Origin of the sequence: Klebsiella sp. HMSC09D12 (assembly GCF_001808475.1) — a bacterium.
GTDB classification, from domain to species: Bacteria; Pseudomonadota; Gammaproteobacteria; order Enterobacterales; family Enterobacteriaceae; genus Klebsiella; species Klebsiella oxytoca.
In genome coordinates, this window is the sequence record NZ_KV793482.1 from 1 (window position 1) to 18,548 (window position 18,548).

Annotated in this window: 16 protein-coding genes, 1 tRNA gene and 1 pseudogene; 6 read left to right on the forward strand and 12 right to left on the reverse strand. The window is 52.3% G+C overall.

Annotation, left to right across the window (positions count from 1 at the left end):
- The 7 genes and pseudogenes from HMPREF3178_RS14620 to HMPREF3178_RS14650 form a co-directional block, all read right to left on the reverse strand.
- Positions 1-404, reverse strand: a pseudogene (locus HMPREF3178_RS14620) (site-specific integrase); the annotation flags it as partial.
- Entirely contained in the window at positions 397-1,599 is a 1,203-nt protein-coding gene (locus tag HMPREF3178_RS14625; protein WP_070585255.1) for a tyrosine-type recombinase/integrase, read from the reverse strand. The pseudogene HMPREF3178_RS14620 and the gene HMPREF3178_RS14625, both read right to left, overlap by 8 nt.
- Before the next feature lie 295 nt (positions 1,600-1,894).
- Positions 1,895-2,194: a hypothetical protein gene (locus HMPREF3178_RS14630; protein ID WP_032723346.1), complete on the reverse strand. Its 300-nt coding sequence runs from the start codon at positions 2,192-2,194 to the stop codon at positions 1,895-1,897.
- Positions 2,195-2,214: 20 nt separating this feature from the next.
- Positions 2,215-2,421 carry a helix-turn-helix transcriptional regulator gene (locus HMPREF3178_RS14635; protein WP_001092369.1) on the reverse strand — a complete coding sequence of 69 codons (207 nt, stop codon included), beginning with the start codon at positions 2,419-2,421 and terminating at the stop codon, positions 2,215-2,217.
- Between the two features lie 166 nt (positions 2,422-2,587).
- On the reverse strand, positions 2,588-3,397 hold the full coding sequence (locus HMPREF3178_RS14640; protein WP_070585257.1) for a DUF6387 family protein: 810 nt from the start codon (positions 3,395-3,397) through the stop codon (positions 2,588-2,590).
- Between the two features lie 111 nt (positions 3,398-3,508).
- The gene (locus HMPREF3178_RS14645) at positions 3,509-4,759 is read right to left on the reverse strand and encodes a tyrosine-type recombinase/integrase (RefSeq protein ID WP_070585259.1); all 1,251 of its coding nucleotides are present in this window, start codon (positions 4,757-4,759) and stop codon (positions 3,509-3,511) included.
- Between the two features lie 189 nt (positions 4,760-4,948).
- A tRNA-Leu gene (locus HMPREF3178_RS14650) sits at positions 4,949-5,033 on the reverse strand.
- 234 nt (positions 5,034-5,267) lie between these two features.
- On the opposite strand from HMPREF3178_RS14650, the gene ahr reads away from it, so the two are divergent.
- The 6 genes from ahr (at position 5,268) to HMPREF3178_RS14680 (ending at position 11,444) form a co-directional block, all read left to right on the forward strand.
- On the forward strand, positions 5,268-6,287 hold the full coding sequence (gene ahr, locus HMPREF3178_RS14655; RefSeq protein ID WP_004108819.1) for an NADPH-dependent aldehyde reductase Ahr: 1,020 nt from the start codon (positions 5,268-5,270) through the stop codon (positions 6,285-6,287).
- 190 nt (positions 6,288-6,477) lie between these two features.
- Positions 6,478-7,350, forward strand: coding sequence for a carbohydrate ABC transporter permease (locus HMPREF3178_RS14660; protein ID WP_049088883.1), 873 nt, complete (start codon positions 6,478-6,480; stop codon positions 7,348-7,350).
- Positions 7,340-8,227: a carbohydrate ABC transporter permease gene (locus HMPREF3178_RS14665; protein ID WP_023320236.1), complete on the forward strand. Its 888-nt coding sequence runs from the start codon at positions 7,340-7,342 to the stop codon at positions 8,225-8,227. Before HMPREF3178_RS14660 ends, HMPREF3178_RS14665 begins: the two co-directional genes overlap by 11 nt.
- Positions 8,228-8,237: 10 nt before the next feature.
- The gene (locus HMPREF3178_RS14670; RefSeq protein ID WP_070585261.1) at positions 8,238-9,062 is read left to right on the forward strand and encodes a phosphodiesterase; all 825 of its coding nucleotides are present in this window, start codon (positions 8,238-8,240) and stop codon (positions 9,060-9,062) included.
- Positions 9,063-9,067: 5 nt separating this feature from the next.
- The gene (locus tag HMPREF3178_RS14675; RefSeq protein ID WP_070556577.1) at positions 9,068-10,141 is read left to right on the forward strand and encodes an ABC transporter ATP-binding protein; all 1,074 of its coding nucleotides are present in this window, start codon (positions 9,068-9,070) and stop codon (positions 10,139-10,141) included.
- Positions 10,134-11,444 (forward strand): ABC transporter substrate-binding protein, encoded by a 1,311-nt coding sequence (locus HMPREF3178_RS14680; RefSeq protein WP_004108836.1) that lies wholly within the window; start codon positions 10,134-10,136, stop codon positions 11,442-11,444. The genes HMPREF3178_RS14675 and HMPREF3178_RS14680 overlap by 8 nt, the downstream gene beginning before the upstream one ends.
- Before the next feature lie 172 nt (positions 11,445-11,616).
- Here HMPREF3178_RS14680 and HMPREF3178_RS14685 read toward each other — a convergent pair whose 3' ends face one another.
- From HMPREF3178_RS14685 to iolD, 5 genes are all read right to left on the reverse strand, one after another.
- Positions 11,617-13,116: a sugar porter family MFS transporter gene (locus tag HMPREF3178_RS14685; RefSeq protein ID WP_004108837.1), complete on the reverse strand. Its 1,500-nt coding sequence runs from the start codon at positions 13,114-13,116 to the stop codon at positions 11,617-11,619.
- A 167-nt stretch (positions 13,117-13,283) separates the two neighbouring features.
- A complete protein-coding gene (iolE, locus tag HMPREF3178_RS14690) occupies positions 13,284-14,183 on the reverse strand; it encodes a myo-inosose-2 dehydratase (RefSeq protein WP_004108838.1) in 900 nt (299 codons plus the stop codon).
- Positions 14,184-14,207: 24 nt separating this feature from the next.
- On the reverse strand, positions 14,208-15,092 hold the full coding sequence (locus tag HMPREF3178_RS14695; protein ID WP_004098146.1) for a sugar phosphate isomerase/epimerase family protein: 885 nt from the start codon (positions 15,090-15,092) through the stop codon (positions 14,208-14,210).
- A gap of 41 nt (positions 15,093-15,133) precedes the next feature.
- The gene (locus HMPREF3178_RS14700) at positions 15,134-16,147 is read right to left on the reverse strand and encodes a bifunctional inositol 2-dehydrogenase/D-chiro-inositol 1-dehydrogenase (protein ID WP_004108840.1); all 1,014 of its coding nucleotides are present in this window, start codon (positions 16,145-16,147) and stop codon (positions 15,134-15,136) included.
- Positions 16,148-16,195: 48 nt separating this feature from the next.
- Positions 16,196-18,136, reverse strand: a complete 1,941-nt coding sequence (gene iolD / locus HMPREF3178_RS14705) for a 3D-(3,5/4)-trihydroxycyclohexane-1,2-dione acylhydrolase (decyclizing) (RefSeq protein ID WP_032728804.1) — start codon at positions 18,134-18,136, stop codon at positions 16,196-16,198.
- Positions 18,137-18,548 lie beyond the last annotated feature (412 nt).

The following is an 18,548-nucleotide window of genomic DNA, read 5'->3' on the forward strand; positions in this document are numbered from 1 at the left end:
CAGCAAAAGTTCGATTTATTCAACAAAGCCAGTTCTACCGCACTTTCATCTATTCCTGGATATCCTAACTCAAACCATTTAATCAAAAATGGTCGTAAAACGCGAAGTGATGCTGGGGCTTTTGATAATTTCTTATTTTGATATTCAATTAGAACCTTATCATCAATTTGAGTAGGAGATACTTTACGGATAAGACTCTCCATATTTCTAACAATATTTTTCACATACAAATAGCTGTTACTATTAAAATAATATTGTACTGTATATACAAATCCACAAACCAAATTTTCGTTCATAGCATATATTAAGTTTGTAAGATTGATTCCATTGCTTTCAATCGAACTGACGATTTTATGCTCATGCAAAGACATTTTATCAGAGTTATATTTAATTAAATTATTCATCAAATTCTCCTTTGAATAGTTTCTTTTGTTGTTGAAGTGCAGTTTTTTTCGATAGCTCAAAAATATGCCTGCGATTATAAATCATTGAAGTTTCTGAACCCGGTCGCCATCCCATGAGATAAGAACGGATTTGTTGCTCTTTTTCATCGGATATGTCCTGATTCTTGTCTATTGCTTTCGAAAACTCATAATTCCATGTATGTCTGAGTTTGTGACCTGTCAATCCCCCTAGAAGTGAGGAGGATTGACGAACAACACTCACCACTTTGTGATATGATGAAAATGAAATAGGTTGCCCTTGAGTTTTTCCTTCCTTATAAGTAATAAACAGGAAATCATGTTTGTTAGAATTTTTTATCTTTCTTCGATCATTCATAATATAATCTGAAATTTCAAACATGAGCTTTGTATCAGCAATTAATTTCCTCTCACAAGTTTTAACTAATGGCTGATACACTCGTGGATCTGTTTTATCATTTGCTCTTCTTCTTATTGCAATTGTCGATTCTGCAAAATCTATATCACCAATTCGCAGATTCAAAAGTTCACCTGCTCTCAGGCCAAAGCAGTGTAATAGCAGGAATATTAGATTGTTTCTTTTTTGCACTTTTTTTGAAAAAGGATTTAATTTACTACCCGGTGCAAGAGTGCTAAATAAAGAATCCAATTGTTCTTTATCTAAGCTTTTTTCTATATCCATATTATATTTATCATTGTTTCTCGGTTTCTTTCGTTTTATGTTGTTAATGAAATCTAAAATATATTTGAGAGTATCCTTCTGTCCTGTATGAGAAAGATGTATTTTGCACAGCCATTCCAGATAGTTAGCTATAGTTGTAATCCGAAAGTACTTAGTTGGTTTTTTGACATTTGAACTCCTAAAATTATCATCCTCGCCATCTCGGAAATTGAATGAAGTGAATTCAATCAAATCTTCAATTTCATGAGGAGCCAGAAATATCTTTTTCTGAATTCTTTCATCAATATTGATCTCTTTCCTCATAAAGAATCGATATAACAATGAAATGCTACCGGCAATAACCTTCATTGTTGATATAGACTCTGACCGATTCCTGACCTGTGTTGTTATATACAAGTTAGGATAATACAATGGTTCACCAGTATTTTTATTTACAATATGACAATATCTCTCACCATTTTCGAACATAAAAGAATCCACACAAATACTACGCATATTTTCCTCCTAAACTTTACAAAAAGTATAATTCCAATATATTAATAATAAGCATTTCTTAGATTTACAAATTTATTTGAATCGATTAAGTCATTTAGTTAAATTAAAACAGTGAGATAGACGATTATTCCTGTCAAATTATCATCTGGTAGATCTAGTTAGAATTATGTACACCTAATACCTCGAAAATTATCTCACTGCCTTGCGAATAAACGGTCATAAAAATAATGTAAGTTATTCTGTAAAGTTTTAACCGAAAATATTCATCCAAACCTTACATTTTCATAAAAATTTATTAATCCAATAGATATAGAATTATCCGCTTCGCCAAAAGTTTCATTTCATCAGGGCATTTAATTAACGAGAACCAAGTCTCGTAAACATATATCTGTTTGGAAGCATTAAGCTCAGAGATCTCATCTAACGGTTTCCTTAGATTCCCTACTAAATACTGGCTTAACCAGTAAACAATCTTTCTGTTAAATTCATTATCAGGTAAATCATAGATTGCCCCCAACTCGAAGATCTTGTAAAAAAGATCATCGCCTAAATTGCACATATGGTTATCTTCACTCACAAATTCTTCGATATTCATAACATGTCTCCCCAAATTAACTAAGCAACATTATTTCGACTTGTTTCGATAACTGATTGAATCCACTCGTCAACTTCACTCTCGACAAAAGCAACGGCACGAACACCGATCTTCACTGGTGCCGGAAACCGACCTTCACTGATCAGACGATAGATCCAGGCTTTGCCGAAACCAGTTCGTTTCAAGACTTCTGGTAAACGAATTAAGCTTTGATTGATTGTATTCATTTGGCTGTCTCCTCCGTTTCCGTTACGGAGATATTAGCCACACAGATTTGTATCTATGAAGGGAATGCTGATAACTGAAAAGTTAGATGAGGGAAGAATGAAAGGAAATTCTGGGGAAGAAAAATATTTACGCCCTCCCCTTGACAATTAACATGATGATTTACAACTAGAAAGAGCCGAGTTCAGAAATCGGTATGTTGAGGAGATGGCTGTTTTTGCTGATAAAGTATTCGAGACTACGGGTTGTTTCTCCATTCAATGACTTCTCTGCAACAGGCCTGTCTGTATCTTTAATGTGATCTTCTCCTCTGATCTCACTTGTAAAGTCGGGATACAAGACACGAGACAAGACCATATTTGAGATTTTTACTTTTTTAAATTTTGCCCAAATCAATAGATCCATCATTGGGATAATATTGTAATCGACAAGCTTTCTTATTTTTGCCAGTCCAATTTTTTCTGTTTTTACTGGCTCAATTTCATATTCTTTCCTGAGAATGGGTAGCATCGTTTGTAAGGCTGTTATAATTTCTTCATCGCTGGACATTCCTAAATCAAATGTAACATACATCTTGCTGCTATTTTGGTTAAGAAAAAAGTCTCTCATAGTTTTTGTTATTGGCTTCGTTTTCAACTCTTTTTTGAAATCGCCATTTTCTTCAAAAAAATCCATGCTAAACATTATTAACTTGTTCTCTAATTTTTTTATATCACCGAAGCTAACCTGTGCAACATGTCTTTGGCCCTTGCCAAAATGACCATGATTATTATCTTGTGTGCTTAAAATAGGATTACCTTCAAGGATAGATCTTAAATTTTGATTATCATCTTCCCATCCAAAATTTACACTGTCGAAAATCGCTTCTCTAAAGGCAAGTTCAGTATGCAGTTCTTTGATTGTAAGTGATTTTAACTGCTCATAGTTTTCGAGACTAAACCAGCTTTTTAATTCTTCATAAGGGCTTACTACTTTCATTAATCCCTCCACTGTATTCAAAGCTTGAATGAGTTAACACTGCTTATCTGAATTAATTCTCCCTTAACAAAGTTGATAAGGGAGAGCGATTACTTAACTACTTATTCATAGTTAAATCCTTTTAAAATCAAATGGTGAAACTTGTCGTATTCTAAGGAGGTCAAGGTAATCGGCCCACCATTGAAGCATTAACTTTCGCTCATCAATGTGCTCTGCTTTATGTATGTAGGCAGCACGAACGGAGTTTCGCTCTTGGTGGCTCATCTGCCGTTCAACAGCATCCCTTGACCATTTTCCCGATTCGATCAACGCACTACATGCCATCGCACGAAAACCATGTCCACATACTTCAACCGTAGTGTCGTAGCCCATAGACCTTAAAGCCTTGTTTACCGTATTTTCACTCATAGGCTTTCTAAAATCATGATCACCAATGAACACAAGTTCACATTCCCCGCTGATTTCTCTGATATCTTTGAGGAGTTCTAAAGCCTGACGACTTAACGGCACGAGGTGTGGGGTCTTCATTTTTGAGCCTCGATGAGAATGTTTGACCCCTGGCAATGGCTCACGTTCCCCAGGGATAGTCCACATGGCATTGTCGAAATCTATCTCTGACCAACGAGCAAATCTGAGTTCACTGGAACGAATGAAAATTAGCAATGTCAGTTTTACGGCTAACTTCGTGAGTTTCCTACCTTTGAAGTTATCAATTCGTTCTAAGAGTTCTGAGAATCGTTCGAATGGCAAAGCTGGCCTGTGGGTTCTTTTGGCTACGGCAATAGCTCCTGCCATCTCCTGAGCAGGGTTGTAATCTATCAGCCCATTCTGGACGGCATATCGCATTACTGCTGTTGTTCTTTGCTGTAGGCGGGAAGCAACTTCCAATCGCCCGGAAGCTTCAACGGCCTTGATAGGGGCAAGAAGATCTCTGGTATTAAGCTCGGATATTTTTCTTTTACCAATGGCAGTAAAGAGACCATCTTCCATGCTTTTTAGAACTCTCTCGCTGTGGGAATCAGACCATTTCCTTTTACAGGCAGTATGCCAATCCCTTGCGACAGCCTCGAATGTCAAAGCTTCACTTTGCTCGATCTTGTCGGCTTTTTTCTTCTCGGAAGGGTCTATACCATCAGATACCAACTTTTTGGCCTCATCTCGTTTCCTGCGAGCTTCACCAAGTGAGACCATTGGATAAACACCCAATGCTAAAACTTTCTGTTTGCCATCGAAACGGTATTGGAGTCGCCAGTATTTTGAACCATTGGGATTGATCAGCAGGTGCATACCCTGCCCATCGGTGAGTTTGAAGGGTTTGTCGGAGGGCTTGGTAGTCCTAACTTTGATATCGGTGAGAGCCATCAGTTGATACCTCCAGTGTTGGTACCAAAATCAATCGAACCGGGAATACCATCAGTTATACCATCATCAGTTGGTATATGTTCAAGGAATTGAGTAGACGTAGACAGACTAAGAAAAGCCAGAAACCTGCTTAACTTACTGTTTTTATGGACTAAAGTAGACGTTAGTAGACTTGAAAAAAGCTTTGTATGGTGCCGAAGGCCGGACTCGAACCGGCACGTATTTCTACGGTTGATTTTGAATCAACTGCGTCTACCGATTTCGCCACTCCGGCACGGAAAGGATACGGAAAACGTTCTGGATTATACCTGTCATACGCTGCCATGCAAGCAACGTTGCATTCACCTGCCACCAAGTGATGAATTTTTCATCGGCTCAGTGTGTTAGCCTCTTCAGGGCACATTTTTCCCTCCTCTATACCCCTCCTTCCCCCCTCCTTCTGCCAAGCGTCCCCTCGCCCCATGCTCTACACTTCCTTCTTAACTACGCCAAACCCAAGGAAACTGTCATGAGCACTATTAAAAGTTACGCCGCCAAAGAAGCGGGCGCCGATCTGTCGCTGTGGGAGTACGATGCCGGCGACCTCAAGCCGGAAGATGTCGAAGTGCAGGTGGAGTACTGCGGGATCTGCCACTCCGACCTGTCGATGATCGACAATGAATGGGGCATGTCGAGCTATCCGCTGGTGGCCGGTCACGAAGTGATTGGCCGGGTGGCGGCCCTGGGCAGCGCGGCGCAGGATAAGGGGCTGAAGGTTGGCCAGAAGGTCGGCATTGGCTGGACGGCGCGCAGCTGCGGCCACTGCGACGCCTGTATCAGCGGCAACCACGTGAACTGTCTGGAAGGCTCGGTGCCCACCATCATCAACCGCGGCGGCTTCGCCGATAAGCTGCGCGCCGACTGGCAATGGGTGATCCCGCTGCCGGAAAACGTCGATCTTGAATCCGCCGGGCCGATGCTCTGCGGCGGCATCACGGTCTTCAAACCGCTGCTGATGCATCATGTCACGGCGAACAGCCGCGTCGGCGTCATCGGCATTGGCGGCCTCGGCCATATCGCCATCAAGCTGCTGCACGCGATGGGCGCGGAAGTCACCGCCTTTAGCTCTAACCCGGCGAAAGAGCAGGAAGTACTGGCAATGGGCGCCGATCGCGTGGTGAACAGCCGCGATCCCGAAGCCTTAAAGGCGCTGGCCGGCCAGTTCGACCTGATTATCAACACCGTCGCCGTCGATCTCGACTGGCAGCCGTACTTTGAAGCGCTGGCGTACGGCGGCAACTTCCACACCGTCGGCGCGGTAATGAAGCCGTTCCCGGTCCCCGCTTTTACCCTGATTGGCGGCGACCGCAGCATCTCCGGCTCGGCCACCGGCAACCCGTCCGAGCTGCGCAAGCTGATGAAATTTGCCGGACGCAGCAAAGTTGCGCCAACCACCGAGCTGTTCCCGATGTCGCAGATCAACGAGGCGCTGAAGCACGTTCGCGAGGGCAAGGCCCGCTACCGCGTGGTGCTGAAAGCCGACTTCTGATCGTTCCTCATCATGCTTCAGGCCGCAGCCTCGCGGCCTGAACGCCACTGACCGGGGTGATGCCGGGCGGCCCGTCTGCCCGGCGCTTGTTTCCCTGGTCATTAAACCGTCATCTCCCCGCCATACGTTTGCAGTCAATCCTTCTCACAATCCGGGCTTCTACAAACGCCTGAATGAGACGTCCGCCACCATGAGAAAAACCTGGCTTCCCTGGCTGATACTGTCGCCTTCCCTGCTGTTTTTATTACTGTTTACCTGGTTTCCCCTCGGGCGATCGATTTATGACAGCCTGTTCGATACCCGCATGGTCAGCGACGGCGGCCAGTATGTCGGGCTGGAGAACTTTAGTCGTCTGTTCGCCGACAACGTCTTCTGGCAGTCGCTGGTGAATAACCTGCTTTATATCCTGCTGACGGTGGTACCGGGCGTGACCCTCGCCCTGCTGCTGGCGGTCGCCCTGACCGAGAATCACCGCGTCAACCGCTGGCTGCGCACCGCCTTCTTCTTCCCGATGATTATCCCGATGGTCAGCGCCGCCGCGCTGTGGCTGTTTATCTTTATGCCCGGCCTTGGCCTGCTCGACCACTATCTGGCGAAGCTGTTCGGCCCGATGAACAACAACTGGCTGGGGCGCAGCAATAGCGCGCTGCTGGCGCTGGCGCTGATTGGCGTGTGGAAGTTCGCCGGTTACTACATGCTGTTTTTCCTCGCCGGGCTGCAAAGCATCCCGGCCTCCACGCGCGAAGCGGCGATCATGGAAGGCGCCACCCGCACGCAGGTGTTCTTTAAGGTCACGCTGCCGCTGCTGCGCCCGACCCTGAGCTTTGTGATAACCACGGCGCTGATCTACTCCATCACCCAGATCGACCACGTGGCGGTGATGACCCGCGGCGGGCCGGATAACGCCACGACAGTACTGCTCTACTACATCCAGAACCTCGCCTGGGACACCCATGATTTAGGTAAAGCTTCCGCCGCCACCTTCCTGACGCTGGCCGGGCTGTTTGCCTTCTCGCTGATTAACCTCAAACTGCTGGAGAAAGGAGCGCACTATGAGCGCTGAAATCTCGCCGCTGGCGCTGCGATCGCACAGCGCATCGCGCCCGCTCTGGCTGCGCCTGCGCCGCTCGCAGCCCTTTACGCTCACGGTATTAATGTGCTGCCTGGCGCTGCTGTGGATGAGCCCGTTTTTATGGATGCTGGCGACCTCGTTCAGCGCCACGACCTTCGGCGAGGATATGGCCTCGCTGCTGCCCCGTATGCCGCTGACGCTGAATAACTTCCGCGATGCCTGGGCCAGCGCCGACTGGCTGAGCCTCTACGCCAACACCCTTATCTTCACCTTCGGCACCTTCTTCGTGCAGCTGTTGACCATCACCACCGCCGGCTACGTCTTCGCCTGCCACGAGTTTCGCGGCAAGAAGACGCTGTTCCTGATGTTCCTCGTCCAGCTGATGATCATGCCGGTGGTGATGATGGTGCCGAACATGCTGACCCTGAAAACCTTCGGCCTGCTTAATACCCTCACCGGGGTGATGATGCCCTACTTCACCTCGGCGTTCGGCGTGTTCCTGATGCGTCAGGCGTTTCTGGCCATACCCAAAGAGCTGGAAGAGGCGGCGCTGATGGAGGGCTGTCGCTGGTGGCAGGTGCTGTTCCGCGTGCTGCTGCCGATGTCCTGGCCGTCGGTGCTGGCCTTCGCCACCGTCAGCATTACCTACCACTGGAACGAGTATCTGTGGCCGCTGATGATGCTGAACGACCCGGACAAACAGGTGCTGACCGTGGGGCTGGTCTCGTTCGCCATGGGCGCCGAATCCGGCGGTCAGTGGGGCATCATCGGCGCCGGCACGCTAATGGTCTGCCTGCCGCTGATGCTGGCGTTTATCCTCTTCCAGAAACAGTTCCTGCGAAGCTTCGGCTTCTCCGGGATCAAATAAGGAGCTCTTCATGCTGTTAGCGCAAATTTCCGATACCCATTTCCGCAGCCGCGGCCAGAAGCTGTACGGCTTTATTGACGTCAACGCCGCCAATGCCGACGTCGTCTCCCAGTTGAACGCCCTGCAGGAGCGTCCGGACGCGGTGGTGGTGAGCGGCGATATCGTCAACTGCGGCCGCCCGGAAGAGTATGAGGTCGCCCGTCAGATCCTCGGCAGCCTGAACTATCCGCTGTATCTCATTCCCGGCAACCACGACGATAAAGCGCTGTTTCTGGAGTACCTGCATCCGCTGTGCCCGCAGCTCGGCCGCGACGCGCAAAACATGCACTACGCGGTAGACGATTTTGCCACTCGCCTGCTGTTTATCGACTCCAGCCGGGCGGGCACGTCGAAAGGCTGGCTGACCGAGGAAACCATCAAATGGCTGGAAGCCCAGCTGTTTGATGGTGGCGATAAACCGGCGACGGTATTTATGCATCATCCGCCGCTGCCGCTGGGCAACGCGCAGATGGACCCTATCGCCTGCGAAAACGGCCATCGTCTGCTGGCGCTGGTTGAGCGTTTCCCGTCGCTGACGCGCATTTTCTGCGGCCATAACCACAGCCTGACCATGACCCAGTATCGCCAGGCCATCATCTCCACCATCCCGGGAACCGTCCACCAGGTGCCCTACTTGCATGAAGATACCCGACCGTACTACGACCTCTCTCCGGCGTCGTGCCTGATGCATCGCCAGGTCGACGAGCAGTGGGTGAGCTATCAGCATCCTCTGACCCACTACGCCGGCCCCTGGATGTACGACGAAAATATCAGCTGCCCAACGGAAGATTGCTAAACGCCATGCTTAGTCTGCAAAACATCAGTAAACAGTTTGACGGTAAATCGGCCCTCAGCGCCCTGTCGCTGGATATTCGCGAAGGGGAATTCGTGGTGCTGGTGGGCCCGTCCGGCTGCGGTAAAAGCACCCTGCTGCGCCTGCTCGCCGGGCTGGAGCCGGTCAGCGAGGGGGAGATCTGGCTGCACGATGAGAACATCACCGAAATGTCGCCCAGAGAGCGCAACTTCGCGATGATCTTCCAGAACTATGCGCTGTTTCCGCACCTGTCGGTGCGCGACAACATCACCTTCGGCATGAAGGTGCGCAAAGAGGAGAAGACCAGCTGGCAGCCGCGGGTGGATAAAGTCGCGCAGATGCTGCAGCTGGATACCCTGCTCGATCGCAAACCGGCGAAGCTCTCCGGCGGCCAGCGGCAGCGGGTGGCGATGGCGCGGGCGATTGTGCGCAATCCGCGCCTGTTCCTGATGGATGAGCCGCTCTCCAACCTCGACGCCCGCCTGCGTAGCGAAGTGCGCGACAGCATTATGGATCTCCACCAGCAGCTCAGAACCAGTACCGTCTACGTCACCCATGACCAGACGGAAGCGATGTCGATGGCCGACCGCATCGTGGTGATGAACAGCGGCCACGTACAGCAGGTCGGGCGACCGGAGTATCTGTACGCCAACCCGGCCAACCTGTTTGTCGCCGGGTTTATCGGATCTCCGGCGATGAATCTGCTCTCACTGCCCTGCGCTGATGGTGAGGTATTACTGGGTGAGCTGCGCTATCCGCTGCCGCCGCGCTACCGTGAAGAATCCCGAGTGTGGTTAGGCATTCGCCCGGAACATATCAGCGACCGCGTGGAGGAGAACCATCTGCGCTTGCCCGCCACCGTGCTGCAACGAGAACTGATGGGAGCCGATTATTTGCTCCACGTCAGCACCCCCATCGGCACCTTACGCTTTAGCCGTCGCCATCGCGGCGCGGTACCGGAGAAAGGCGATTCGCTGATCCTCGGCTTTTCACCTGCCGATGTGCATCTTTTTCATGCTGAGAAACAGCATAATTTACTGATGGAGACAGACCATGTTTAAACCTCTCACCGCTCTCGCGGTTGGGCTCAGCCTTGCCCTGAGCGGCGCGGCGCTGGCGAAAGAGAAGATCGACTTCATGTTTCCGGCGCCGGTGGACGGCAAGCTGACCATGGAGATGACCCGCGTCATTAAGCAATTCAACGAGTCGCAGCAGGATGTCGAAGTGCGCGGGATCTTTACCGGCAACTACGACACCACCAAGATCAAAGCCGAATCAGCGCAGAAAGCCGGGCAGCCGCCCGCGCTGGTGATTATGTCCGCCAACTTCACCACCGATCTGGCGCTGAAAGATGAGATCCTGCCGATGGACGAACTGTTCCAGTATGGCGATCAAAAAGCGGGGGATTTTCTGGTGAAGGCGTTCTGGCCCGCCATGCATAAAAACGCCCAGGTGATGGGCACCACCTATGCGATCCCGTTCCATAACTCGACGCCGATCCTCTACTACAACAAAACGATGTTCGATCGGGCCGGGATCAAACAGCCGCCGCAAACCTGGGCCGAGCTGCTGGCGGACGCCAGAAAGCTGACCGACGAAAGCAAAGGCCAGTGGGGGATCATGCTGCCGTCGACTAATGATGATTACGGCGGCTGGATCTTCTCGGCGCTGGTGCGCGCTAACGGCGGGAAATACTTTAACGAGGACTATCCGGGCGAAGTCTATTACAACACGCCAACCACCATCGGCGCCCTGCGCTTCTGGCAGAACCTGGTCTATAAAGACAAAGTGATGCCTTCCGGGGTGTTGAATTCGAAACAGATCGGCGCCAGCTTCTTCTCCGGCAAAGTCGGAATGGCGATGCTGAGCACCGGCGCGCTGGGCTTTATGCGCGAGAACAGCAAAGATTTTGAGCTGGGCGTGGCGATGCTGCCGGCTAAAGAGCAGCGGGCGGTACCGATCGGCGGCGCCAGCCTGGTTAGCTTCAAAGGCATCAACGACGCGCAGAAAAAAGCGGCGTATCAGTTCCTGACGTATCTGGTGAGCCCGCAGGTCAACGGCGCCTGGAGTCGCTTTACCGGCTACTTCTCCCCGCGTAAGGCCGCCTACGATACGCCGGAAATGAAGGCGTATCTGCAGCAGGATCCGCGCGCGGCTATCGCCCTCGAACAGCTGAAGTATGCCCATCCGTGGTACTCCACCTGGGAGACCGTTGCCGTGCGTAAGGCGATGGAAAACCAGCTGGCCGCGGTGGTCAATGATGCCAATGTTACCCCGGAAGCCGCGGTGCAGGCGGCGCAGAAGGAAGCCGATGCGTTGATGAAGCCCTACGTCGATAAGACCGCGCTGGCGGAAGTGAAGTAGCCCTTTCCCTCGCTATCCCCGTCGATAGTTGAGGTATCTTCTGTCATAGCGTACGGAAGCAGTGTACCCCCTCCCCCTGTTTCAAGGGGGAGGGGATCGTTCGATACGGCTCATTAGCCCGGGCCGTACAGACCGCTGAGTACCTATCCAGCATCGCAGATACCGCTCAGCGTTACACTTTATTCGCCTGCGATTCAGCCACTATTCGCCGGGCCCTGGCGGCCTGCCCTTCTTCACTGGTGTCCAGCTTATCCCGCAGATAGTGCTCAATTTGTTCAAGACTACGGTGGCGAGTTTCCGGTACGCATTTAATGACGAATATCGCGCCAAATACGCCAATACCGGCGAAGATAAAAAAGGTGCCTGAAAGCCCTAACCACGCCAGCAGTATCGGGAAGAACAGGGAGATCAGGAAGTTGGCAATCCACATTGAAAATACCGCCCCCCCCATAAAAATACCGCGCAGACGGGTTGGGAAAATTTCCGACATAAGCAGCCAGGTCACCGGCGACAGCGCCCCCTGCTGAAAGCTCAGAAACAGTAACATCCCTGCCAGAACCATATAGGCACGCAGCGCATCAGGCTGGCCGTTAACCGTCTCCGGCAACAGATAGCTGACCGCACCGATAAAGACCAGGCAGGCGGTGCAGCCGAACTGACCAATCATGGTCATTGGGCGACGGCCAATTTTGCCAAGCATCCAGATGCCAACGAATGTCATCAATACTGAGACTACGCCGTTGGCGATAGTGGCAAACAGCGCGGCATTATCAGTCATACCAACCGAGGTCAGTACCGTGGGGGCATAGTACATAATGGTATTTACACCGGTAAGCTGCTGAATAACCGCTATACCAATACCGATCATAAACAGCTTGAACAACCACGGGGTCATAATCTCGCTGAACCGGGGCTTACCGAGATTGCGCTGTTCATCCAGCGTTTCAGTGATTTCCAGCAGCTCCCACTCAACATCATCTTTATGCCGGGTGCGCTCAAGCACGCGACGGGCTTCCGCCAGGCGCCCTTTCATCGCGTACCAGCGCGGTGAATCCGGCATAAACATCATGCCAAACCAGAGCAGCACGGCGGGTAGCGTCGCCACCGCCAGCATCCAGCGCCAGGTGCTTTCCCCGCCCCAGACTTCATGGAACGTGGCATTAGAAATATAGGCCAGCAGTTGACCGGATACGATCATCAGTTCCTGCAAAGTAACCAGCTGTCCGCGCTTATTCGCGGGAGCTATCTCGGCGATATAGACCGGAACGGTAGCCGCCGCCCCGCCGACCGCGACGCCGAGAATAAGACGAAAGAAAATCATCCAGTTAACGTCCGGCGCCATAGAGGTACCTATCGCGCCGATGGCAAAAAGTACCGCCAGCCACAGAATAATTTTCTTTCTGCCCGCCGCATTCGCCAGATTGCCAGATAGCAGTGCGCCAAAGGCGGCGCCGAACAGCAACGAGCTGGTGACCAGACCGGTGGTAAAGGGAGTGAGATGAAGCTCGGTGCCCATAAAGAGTAAGGCACCGGAAATCACCCCGGTATCATAGCCAAAAAGTAAACCGCCAAGCGTCGCGATCAGGGCGACAACTTTTACAAAGGGCGTTGTCGGGGTATTGCTATTCGGTCCCGACGCTTTATTGAGTGTAAGATATTGTTCCTTAGACATAATAGACTCCAGTAACCCGCCTTGTTTGAGGGAAGATTTGCTCTAGTCTGAATGCAGAGGCCGAGGCCTCACCGACGTGTTGTTTTCGTTCTACGTCTTGAGCTACTGCTGAGTGATGGGGCAAAAAAGCAGGCCATACGGCGTATGGCCTGAAAATGAAACAACGATTAGATTCCTGCCGTCTCGCGGATGTATTTACGCGCTTTTACGGCGTATTCGAATGGGTTGGCCAGCGCCGGATCCTGCTCGGCCTCAACCACCATCCAGCCTTTATAGCCATGCTCGTCCAGCAGTTTAAACACCGGACGGAAATCAATGACGCCGTCGCCCGGCACGGTGAAGGTCCCCTTCTTCACGCCATCCAGGAAGGAGAGTCCTTCGCGGCGCACCTGCTCGATCACCGGCGGACGTACGTCTTTCAGGTGAACATGGTTAATGCGCGGCAGATATTTTTTCAGAATCGCCAGCATCGGCTCTTCGCCGCCTTCGGAATACCAGGCGTGTCCGGTGTCGTAGAGCAGGAAGACCTTGTCATCCACCAGCGACATAAACTTGTCGATCTCTGCCGTCGTCTGAATACCGGTCCCCATATGGTGGTGCAGACAGACCTGCATGCCCTTTTCCGCCGCCAGACGACCGAGGGTGTTATAGCCTTCCGCCACCCGCTGCCACTCTTCTTCGCTAAAGCACGGTTTCTCATTCTCCAGGATAGGCTTTTCCAGCCCCTGAATACTGCCGCTCTGCTCCGAGCAGCCGATCACTTTCGCGCCCATAGCATGCAGGAAATTCATGTGGTTAACGAATTCATCAATGGTTTTTTCCCGCTGGCCGTTAGCAAAAAAGGTGCTGAACCAGGCGTTGCAAATCTGAATGCCGCGGATATCCAGCATCGGCTTGAGAACCGCCGGATCGCGTGGATATTTGCTGCCGACTTCGCTGCCGGTAAAACCCGCCAGCGCCATTTCGCTGACGATTTGCTGAAAAGTATTCTCGCTGCCCAGCTCCGGCATATCGTCGTTAGTCCAGCCAATTGGGGCGATAGCCAGTTTTACGTTATCTTTGTTCATAGTAGGGGGCTCCTGCCGCTGCGCCTACCGGCGCAGCAATTCACGTTCGATGAGTTCACGGGTTTCCACTGCCTGGTATTTCATTTTTTCCGGGTAGCCGAACAGCGAGGTGGCCACGATAGGCTCACCGCCGACCTTGAAGGTCTGCTCGGCAAATTTCATATCGCGCAGGGTGCGGAACAGCGCGTCGAAATCAACATCCCCTTCCCCGACGCCCACGTGCTGGTGAACGACGGCATCTACGCCCGGTGGGTTAACGATATAGCGGCAGTGTTTTGTATGGTTGCGGGTATCCGCGATCAGTACATGGGAGAGATCGCTTCCCGCGTAGCGCAGCATCTTCTCAACGTCACCCACGCCTTTGTCATAGAAGAAGGTGTGCGGGACGCTGTAAACGTACTTAACGTTATCGCTGCGGAACGACTTCACGATATCGACGGTTTCGTTGTTCTCTTCGCAGAAGTCCCACGGATGCGCCTGAATTTCAACGCGGATGCCTTCGCGCTCAAAAATCGGCAGCAGCTCTTCCATGGAGCGATAGAACATCTCATCGCAAATCTCCGGCTGGTTAGGATCGCCGGAGAACTCGGTGTTGATCACCTGTACACCCATTTCAACCGCGATTTCGATCAGCCGTTTCCAGTTTTTTACTGCTGCCTGACGGCGCAGCTCATCCGGACCGGACCAGCGGTAGACGCAGATAAACGAAGAGAGCTCTACGCCGGTATCGCGCAGCGCCTGCTTGTACTCAGCCATAATTTCCCGGCTGGCGCGCGGGTGCTTGTAGAACGGGTTGATCTGCGGGTGCGGCGATTGCTCAATGTACTTGTAGCCCCACTCCGCCACCTGATGGACCATTCGGGTGACCCCGAGGTCTTTAATGACATCAACGTCAAAAGCAATTTTCATCGTCGTTACCTGTGCAAAGAAGTTCCGTCAGCAAAGCGGGATTAGCGTTTGTAGAAATCAGGGCACTCAGGCAGCGTCACCTCAACCGGCTCGCTGGTGCCCTGGGCTTTGATACAGGCGTCGGCTGCAACGGATGCCGCGTAGCCATCCCATGCCGATGGGCCGTGCAGCTGACCGGCCTGAACATCATTGATAAAGGCCTGTAGCTCAACGTCATACGCTTTGATAAAGCGATCCTTCCAGTCGGTCAGGATAGCGGTCGACAGGTTAGCGGCTTTGCGCATCTGCACAGCCGACGGCTCAGGCAGGCGGGCAATACCGGTTTCCCCCACCACTTCACACTGGATGTCATAGCCGTACTGACAGTTCACAAAGACTTCCACGTCGATCAGCGTGCCTTTTTTCGTTTCAAACGACACGATCTGCGGGTCTTTCAGGCGCGCATGGGTGTGGGAAGTGGAGCGCGGAAAGCGCACCTGCACGGAAACATAGTCGTCATTCAGCAGCCAGCGCAGTACATCCAGCTCGTGAATCAGGGTGTTGGTGATCGCCATGTTGGTGATGTAATCCTCACCTACCGACTGGTTGCGGTGCGCGCAGCGCAGCATCAGCGGCGCGCCGATATCGCCGTCATCGATCACTTTTTTCAGCGCCAGATAGCCTTCGTCATAAGGACGCATAAATCCGACCTGCACCAGGCGGCGACCGGCTTTCATTTCCGCATCAACGATGCGGCGGCAGCCTTCCGCGCTCATCGCCAGCGGCTTCTCGCAGAACACCGGCTTCCCGGCGGCGATGGCGGCCAGCGTGTACTCTTCGTGGGTGGGGTCCCATGAGGTAACCAGAATGGCATCCACATCGCTGGCCTTAATCACGTCATGACCGTCGGCGTACACTTCGGCATGCACGCCCGGCAGCGCAACCGCGGCGCGCGCGTTCTCTTCGTTGATATCCGAAACCGCCACTACCGTGGCTCCCTGCAGTACCTGAGTGCAACGACGGATATGTTCTTTACCGATAGCGCCGGCACCGATGACACCTAATTTGAGTGACATAGTTGGTTTTCTCCCGAGATTTGTAGGGTTCAGGGTTTGTGTTCTGTTTTAGTAATCCCGCGCCTGAGCGCGTTTTTCATTGATCATTTGCGCAACCTTACGGATCCGCTCGGAGAGCGCAGACTGCGCGACGCCGACGTTCCACCAGCTGCCATATTTGTGCACCATGGTTTTCGGCAGCACTTTAATGTCTATCAGGGTGCTGACGGTTTCGCGGCGCGCGGCGTCCAGCGCGTGGCGTAGTTCTTCTAGCGTCGTGACGCGCCAGGTTTTGCAGCCGTAGCCGGCAGCGACGGTGGCGAAATCTACCGGTACCAGGCCGCCCTGCAGCTGGCCCGATTCGGCGCAGCGGAAGCGGAACTCGGTGCCGAAGCTGTCCATACCGTGTTCCATCTGCAGGTTGTTGATACAGCCGTTGGCCATATTGTCGAGCAGTACGATGTTGATCTTCGCGCGCTCCTGCAGGGAGGTCACCAGCTCGGAGTGCAGCATCATGAATGAGCCGTCGCCGACCAGCGAATAGACCTCGCTTTGCGGTTGGGCTAACTTCACGCCCAGCGCGGCGCTGACTTCATACCCCATGCAGGAGTAGCCGTATTCAACGTGATAGGTGTTGGTGGCCCGGTTGCGCCAGACGCGCTGCAGGTCTCCCGGCAGGCTACCTGCCGCCGCCACAATCACCGCATCCGCCGGCAGCGTTTCGTTGAGTACCCCAAGGACGCTGCTTTGCGTCAGGGTGGAGTCGGTTATCTGGCGAAATTCGCGATACACCGATTCCCGATCCAGATGGTCGTCGATTTCCGGGACGAAAGCGGTTTCCTGCCATACCGCCTGGTAAACGCGCTGGGTCTCTTTCAGCTGGCGGCTCTGCACGCTTTCAATCTGCTCGCCCCAGCCTGCTTGCCAGGATTCGCCGGACAGGGCGTCATCGAGGGCGGTGAGGGCTTCGCGGGCATCCGCCAGCATCGGAATCCCATCCAGCTTCCAGGCATCGAAGTTGCTGACGTTAATATTGAGGAAGCGCACGCCCGGGTGCTGGAAAATCCATTTTGACGAGGTGGTGAAATCGCTGAAACGCGTGCCGAGACCGATGACTAAGTCCGCCTCTTTCGCCAGCAGGTTCGCTGCCAGGCAGCCGGTTTCGCCGACGCCGCCCACGTTATACGGATGCGAAGAGACAACGCTGCCTTTACCCGCCTGGGTTTCGGCAAACGGTACGCCGTAGCGTTCGGCAAAATGGGTCAACGCTTCGCCGGCGCCGGAGTATTTCACCCCGCCGCCGCAGACGATCAGCGGCTTACGGCTGGCTTTAATCGCCGCCACCGCATCCGCCAGCTGTGCGACGCTGGCCGGACGGCGGTCAAGGCGGTGTACCCGACGGGTAAAGAAGGACTGCGGATAATCCCAGGCTTCGCCCTGGACATCCTGCGGCAGACAGAGCGTGACCGCACCGGTTTCCGCCGGGTCGGTCAACACACGCATGGCGTTGATGCAGGCGCTCATCAGCTGTTCCGGACGGGTGATGCGATCCCAGTATTTACTCACCGCGCGAAACGCGTCATTAGTGGTAATGCTGAGATCGTGGCTCTGCTCAATTTGCTGTAATACCGGGTCAGGCTGGCGGGTCGCAAACACATCTCCCGGCAGCAGCAGCAGAGGGATGCGGTTGGCGGTCGCGGTGGCGGCAGCGGTAATCATGTTTGCCGCGCCGGGGCCAATGGAGGAGGTGCAGGCAATAATCTGACGACGCAGGGACTGTCTGGCAAAACCGGTGGCGGCATGCGCCATCCCTTGCTCGTTACGCCCCTGATAGACCCGCATTTCACCGCTATCTTGTTCAAGAGCCTGGCCCATTCCCAGCACGTTGCCGTGGCCAAAGATAGCAAAGATGCCTTTAACGAACTTATGCTCTTCGCCATCGACTTCCAGGTACTGGTTATCCAGGAACTTCACCAGCGCCTGCGCCATTGTCAGTCTCAGTTTGCCCATGTTGCCCAATCCTTATTGTTCAGTATTTGCGTGTAGGTCAGCGTTTTACCCCGCCCAGCGTGACAAGCGATGGGCCAGGAAAATCGTTAACGCCACTGGAATACTTCTGGATTATAGGCAAACATTTTTTTCATTAAATAGAAATACAGAAGAAATATTTCATTTTGCGAGAGGGATCAAACTCTCTATGCATTTCACCCGTTTCATTCACATCCTGTATCCGGGATAACACGCAATTTACGCGGTACTGCTCTTAATATCCCCTTAAAAATCATAGGTAAAGAGTGATAGTAAATGGCCGGTAGTTCAGCTTTACCTCGGCGCGCAGGATCTGAGGCAGAATGGGGCTCGGCGCGGCAGAGTGGTATATCCCTCACATTTTTGGTTTTTTAATTTCGATCTAGTTTGCAAA